This window comes from Streptomyces sp. NPDC004788, assembly GCF_053601115.1.
In genome coordinates this window covers 1-4,959 of the sequence record NZ_JBSGBF010000184.1, presented here as the reverse complement: position 1 = coordinate 4,959, position 4,959 = coordinate 1, and the positions used below count along the sequence as shown (strand labels likewise).

The 4,959-nt window shown below is 70.6% G+C and carries 4 protein-coding genes and 1 pseudogene; 4 read left to right on the top strand and 1 reads right to left on the bottom strand.

Going from position 1 to position 4,959, the window contains the following annotated elements; all coding sequences use genetic code 11:
- Positions 1–68: 68 nt before the first annotated feature.
- Positions 69–524, bottom strand: a pseudogene (locus ACWEJX_RS37310) (RDD family protein); the annotation flags it as partial.
- Between the two features lie 222 nt (positions 525–746).
- On the opposite strand from ACWEJX_RS37310, the gene glnA reads away from it, so the two are divergent.
- From glnA to ACWEJX_RS37290, 4 genes are all read left to right on the top strand, one after another.
- Complete coding sequence (gene glnA / locus ACWEJX_RS37305) at positions 747–2,171, top strand: type I glutamate--ammonia ligase (protein ID WP_451611852.1); 1,425 nt, start codon at positions 747–749, stop codon at positions 2,169–2,171.
- Positions 2,172–2,298: 127 nt separating this feature from the next.
- Positions 2,299–2,796: a hypothetical protein gene (locus ACWEJX_RS37300; RefSeq protein WP_451611851.1), complete on the top strand. Its 498-nt coding sequence runs from the start codon at positions 2,299–2,301 to the stop codon at positions 2,794–2,796.
- A 133-nt stretch (positions 2,797–2,929) separates the two neighbouring features.
- Positions 2,930–3,649, top strand: a complete 720-nt coding sequence (locus ACWEJX_RS37295) for a tRNA-dependent cyclodipeptide synthase (RefSeq protein ID WP_451611850.1) — start codon at positions 2,930–2,932, stop codon at positions 3,647–3,649.
- Complete coding sequence (locus ACWEJX_RS37290; protein ID WP_451611849.1) at positions 3,646–4,857, top strand: cytochrome P450; 1,212 nt, start codon at positions 3,646–3,648, stop codon at positions 4,855–4,857. Before ACWEJX_RS37295 ends, ACWEJX_RS37290 begins: the two co-directional genes overlap by 4 nt.
- Positions 4,858–4,959 lie beyond the last annotated feature (102 nt).

The window sequence follows — 4,959 nt, the reverse complement described above, 5'->3', positions numbered from 1 at the left end:
AACCTCGCCAACGAGGCCGCCCTCCTCGCCGTCAAGCGCCAGCAGCCGGCCGTCACCCGGTCCGACCTCTCCGACGCCCTGGAGAAGCGGTCGTGCAGTCCGCGCCCGTCGCGGTCCCAGATGAGGGCCGGGATCGCGAGGCAGACCAGGGCGGAGCGGAGCAGCGCGCGGAGCGGGTTGAGGCGGCCGCCGTGCGCGGAGACGACGCGCAGCCGGAAGAGCAGCTTGCCCGGCGTGGCGCCGACGGTGCCGACGGTCAGCGCGCTCAGGACGAACAGGATGAGCACGGCCCAGTTGCCGGTCGACTGTCCGTAGTGGTGGGTGAGGAGACCGTATGCGATCAGCATGCAGAGGGCCCAGTCGACGGCGAGGGCGCCGAGGCGGCGGCCGGGGCGGGCGATCGAGCCGGGCCCCTCCTCGGGCAGACCGAGCTGCTGCCCGCGGTAGCCGAAGTCCACGCCTGCTTCTTCGGCCGCGGCGCGGGGGCCGGAGAGCCATGATCCGAGTGCTTGCCTGTTGTCCACCCGACCACGGTACTGCGCCCGTTTTTGATCACTTCGGCCTGGGTCGGCGGGCGCGTGCGGCGCGGTTCCGCGCACCCGGCCCGGTTAACTTCGACGAAACAAATGGGTCATGCTTGAGAAATGCCGCATGCCTATGGTCGGGTCCAGCGTGAGCCATCCGCACTGGCCACATGACCGAGCTGCAACCCCGCCCCTCCCCGGGCCGGGAGTAGGAGGAGTTGGATGTCCGAGAAGCACGGGTTCCAGAACGCCGACGAGGTCAAGAAGTTCATCAAGGACAACGACGTCAAGATGGTCGACGTCCGGTTCTGTGACCTTCCGGGCGTGATGCAGCACTTCACGATCCCGGCGACGGCCTTCGACCCGGCGGAGGAGCTCGCCTTCGACGGTTCGTCGATCCGCGGTTTCCAGGCCATCCACGAGTCCGACATGGCGCTCCGCGCCGACCTGTCGACGGCGCGCGTGGACCCCTTCCGCCGCGACAAGACGCTGAACATCAACTTCTTCATCCACGACCCGATCACGGGCGAGCAGTACAGCCGTGACCCGCGCAACATCGCGAAGAAGGCCGAGGCGTACCTCGCCTCCACCGGCATCGCCGACACCGCGTACTTCGGCCCCGAGGCCGAGTTCTACGTGTTCGACTCGGTCCGCTTCGAGACCTCCGCGAACCAGGGCTTCTACCACATCGACTCCGAGGCCGGCGCCTGGAACACCGGTGCGGAGGAGAACAACCGCGGCTACAAGGTCCGCTACAAGGGCGGCTACTTCCCGGCCCCGCCGGTCGACCACTTCGCCGACCTGCGTTCGGAGATCTCCCTGGAGCTGGAGAACGTCGGCCTGCAGGTCGAGCGCCAGCACCACGAGGTCGGCACCGCCGGCCAGGCCGAGATCAACTACAAGTTCAACACGCTGCTGGCCGCGGCCGACGACCTGATGCTCTTCAAGTACATCGTGAAGAACGTCGCCTGGCGCAACGGCAAGACCGCGACCTTCATGCCGAAGCCGATCTTCGGCGACAACGGCTCGGGCATGCACGTCCACCAGTCGCTGTGGTCGAACGGCGACCCGCTGTTCTACGACGAGGCCGGCTACGCGGGCCTGTCGGACACCGCCCGCTACTACATCGGCGGCATCCTCAAGCACGCCCCGTCGCTGCTCGCCTTCACCAACCCGACGGTGAACTCGTACCACCGCCTGGTCCCGGGCTTCGAGGCCCCGGTCAACATGGTGTACTCGCAGCGCAACCGCTCCGCCGCCATGCGCATCCCGATCACGGGCTCGAACCCGAAGGCCAAGCGCGTCGAGTTCCGCGCGCCGGACCCGTCCTCGAACCCGTACCTCGCCTTCTCGGCGCTGCTCCTCGCGGGCCTCGACGGCATCAAGAACAAGATCGAGCCGCTGGAGCCGATCGACAAGGACCTGTACGAGCTGGCTCCGGAGGAGCACGCCAACGTCCCGCAGGTCCCGACCAACCTCGAGGCCGTCCTCTCCGCCCTGGAGGAGGACAACGAGTACCTGCAGGCCGGCGGCGTCTTCACGTCCGACCTGATCGAGACCTGGATCGACTACAAGCGCACCAACGAGATCGCCCCGATCCAGCTCCGCCCGCACCCGCACGAGTTCGAGCTCTACTTCGACCTCTAAGCCGCGGCTGCCGCCACAGCAGATACGGCCGAGACCGTCCGGCGAGGGCCGTCATCCCGGAGACTCCGGGGTGGCGGCCCTCGCCGCTTGCTAGGTTCGTGTCTCCGGCGGGCGAGGGAGGCACGAGGTGGGGCAGGGCGGGACCCGCAACAGCGTCGACGGCGCCGTGGTGGCGGGACCGGTGGTCCAGGCCGGGACGATCGGGCAGCTCCATGTGCACGCGCCGCCTCCGCCGCCCGCGCCCGCCGCCGAGCCCGGCGCTCCGCGGGATCCCTGGACGCGTGCGGTCGCCGAGTCCGGCGTGTGGCGGCAGGTGCCGGCCGACCGGGACACCCAGGCGCACCGGCGGTACGCGACCGCTGTCGCCGCCCGGCTCGCCGAGTTGCGCGAGGGCCCGGCGGCCGCGCTCGCCGGCGACCCGTGGAGCGACGAGGCGCCCGAGGCGCACTCCTTCACCCTCCAGTACCTGCACCACACCGCGATCCGCCGGCGCACCGGCATCGCCGACGTCGTCGAGCTGATCCGCCGCCTCGGCGTCCCCGTCCCCGATCCCGCCGGGACGATCCGGGCCGCCCTGGCCCGCGTACCGCGCGCGCTCCCATGTGACCAGAATGCGAACGGATGACTAAATCTCGTATTTACCTACGAGTACCGGTTTCACTCTCCGCGACTGATCGCTAACGTGTCGTCGTCGTGGCCGCCACACCCGGAGCACAGGGCTCCGCTGGGACTAGTGGCGCGATGAGGATTTGCCGAACGTGACTCAGGCGGCACTTGCCCCTGCGGAGACGCTCAGACTTCAGCCGTATACCGACCACTGCCGCGTCATCGCCGACGAAGGCGCGCACGTGGTCATCGGCGTCTCACCGGGGAACAGCTATTTCACCGCTCAGCGACTGCGCGATCTGGCGCGCTGGGGGTTGGACCACTTCGAGAAGGTCGACTTCGTCCACACCGATCTGTATGTGGCGGAGATGTACGAGGCGCTCGGCTATGGGGCCGACGAGGCGCGGCGGAAGGCCGTGAAGAACCTGCGGGGGGTGCGGGCGAAGGTCGCGGCGGCCGTGGGGGACGTGGATCCCGACGGGCGGCGGCTGCGGGCGCGGGGGATGTCGGAGTTCCGCGCGATTCCGGCGTACCAGGAACTGCACCGGCAGGTGCTCGCCGCGGTGGCCGGGGACGCGGTGGTGCGGGAGACGTGTGACGCGCTGACCGGGATCTTCCTGAAGGGGAAGGTCGGTCCCGGGCAGGAGGTCACCGCGCGGCAGCGGGAGGTGTGCCGGGCGTACATCTGCGCCGAGGTGCCGCTGTTCCTGGACACGCCCGCGATCCTCGGGGTGCCGTCCTCGCTGAACTGCTACCACCAGGCGCTTCCGCTGGCCGATCTGCTGTACGCCCGGGGGTCCGGGCTGCGGGCCTCGCGCAACCAGGGCCACGGCATCGTCACGCCCGTCGACATCGAAGGAGATCCGCGATGAGCACCATGACCGCGAACGGCGCGCCCACGGCGAACGAACCGCTCGCCTTTCCCTTCGACTGGGACGGGACCCGGCTGCCCGCCGAGGTCGAGGCGCTGCGCGCCGCACCGGTGACGAGGGTGCGGACGATCGCCGGCGCGGACGCCTGGCTGGTCTCCTCGTACGCGCTGTGCAAGCAGGTCCTGGAGGACCCGCGGTTCAGCCTGAAGGACACCTCGGCGCCGGGCGCGCCGCGGCAGTACGCGCTGACGATTCCGCCGCACGTCGTGAACAACATGGGCAACATCACCGGGGCCGGGCTGCGCAAAGCCGTGATGAAGGCGCTGAACCCGAAGGCGCCGGGGCTGGAGGAGTGGCTGCGGGAGCGGGCCGGGACGCTGGTGGACGCGCTGGTCGCCGAGGGGGCGCCCGGCGAGCTGCGGGGCGGCTTCGCCGATCCGTACTCGGCGGGGCTGCACTGCCGGATGCTGGGGATCCCGGAGGAGGACGGGCCGCGGCTGCTGCGGAGCCTGGACGTCGCCTTCATGAACGCGCCGCGCGAGATCGAGGCGGCGCGGCTCCACTGGGACCGCGACATCGCGTACATGACGGAGCGGCTCGACGATCCGGCGACCGGCGGGCTGATGGCGGAGCTCGCGGCGCTGCGCGACGATCCGGAGTACGCGCATCTGACGGACGAGATGCTGGCGACGGTCGGCGTGACGCTGTTCGGCGCCGGGGTGATCTCGACGTCGGGCTTCCTGACGATGGCGCTGGTGTCGGTGCTGACCCGGCCGGACGTGCGGGAGGCGCTGGCCGGCGGTGACGGCCGGGTCGCCGGGGCGATGGACGAGCTGCTGCGGGTCAACCTGTCGATCGGGGACGGGCTGCCACGGCTCGCCCTGGAGGACGTGCAGCTCGGGGACGTGCTGGTGCGGGCGGGTGAGCTGGTGCTCGTGCTCGTGGAGGCGGCGAACCACGATCCGGAGCACTTCGAGGACCCGGCCGTCTTCCGGCCGGGCCGGGAGAACGCCGCCGACCATCTGTCGTTCGGCGGTGGCCGGCACTACTGCCCGGCGACGGCGCTCGGCAAGCGGCACGCCGAGATCGCCCTTGAGACGCTCCTGGAGCGGCTGCCGGACGTACGGCTCGCGGTGCCGGTCGAACAGCTGGTGTGGCGCACCAACTTCATGAAGCGGCTGCCCGAGCGGCTGCCCGTCGCCTGGTAGGCGCGCGGGTGATGAGGGGCGCTGCCCGGCGGTGGCCGGCAGCGCCCCCGCCGCGGCCGCCGCCCGATCGGTGACCGGGGCGGGCCAATTGGGGTGGGGGGT